This window comes from Sphaerimonospora mesophila, assembly GCF_001417795.1.
Taxonomy (GTDB): Bacteria; Actinomycetota; Actinomycetes; order Streptosporangiales; family Streptosporangiaceae; genus Sphaerimonospora; species Sphaerimonospora mesophila.
Genome location: NZ_BCBX01000077.1, coordinates 5,020 through 5,768 on the forward strand (window position 1 = coordinate 5,020; position 749 = coordinate 5,768).

The window sequence follows — 749 nt, forward strand, 5'->3', positions numbered from 1 at the left end:
TTGTCGTGGAGTCATTGGTGAAATACCACTCTGGTCGTTTTGGATGTCTAACCCGCGCCCGTGGATCCGGGTGGGGGACAGTGTCTGGTGGGTAGTTTAACTGGGGCGGTTGCCTCCTAAAGGGTAACGGAGGCGCCCAAAGGTTCCCTCAGCCTGGTTGGTAATCAGGTGGTGAGTGTAAGTGCACAAGGGGGCTTGACTGTGAGACTGACGGGTCGAGCAGGAGCGAAAGCTGGGACTAGTGATCCGGCGCCGGCGTGTGGAAGCGGTGTCGCTCAACGGCTAAAAGGTACCCCGGGGATAACAGGCTGATCTTCCCCAAGAGTCCATATCGACGGGATGGTTTGGCACCTCGATGTCGGCTCGTCGCATCCTGGGGCTGGAGTAGGTCCCAAGGGTTGGGCTGTTCGCCCATTAAAGCGGTACGCGAGCTGGGTTTAGAACGTCGCGAGACAGTTCGGTCCCTATCCGCTGCGCGCGCAGGAGACTTGCGAGGGGCTGTCCCTAGTACGAGAGGACCGGGACGGACGAACCTCTGGTGTGCCAGTTGTTCCGCCAGGAGCATGGCTGGTTGGCTACGTTCGGTAGGGATAACCGCTGAAAGCATCTAAGCGGGAAGCTTGCCTTTAGATGAGGTCTCCCACCCGTGATGGGGTAAGGCCCCCTGGAGATGATGGGGTTGATAGGCTGGGAGTGGAAGCGCGGTAACGTGTGGAGCTGACCGGTACTAATAGGCCGAGGACTTGTCC

Annotated in this window: 1 rRNA gene (running past one end of the window); it reads left to right on the plus strand. The window is 59.1% G+C overall.

What is annotated here, in order from left to right:
* Positions 1-749 (plus strand): 23S ribosomal RNA (locus AP234_RS34050); it begins 3,250 nt to the left of the window's first position.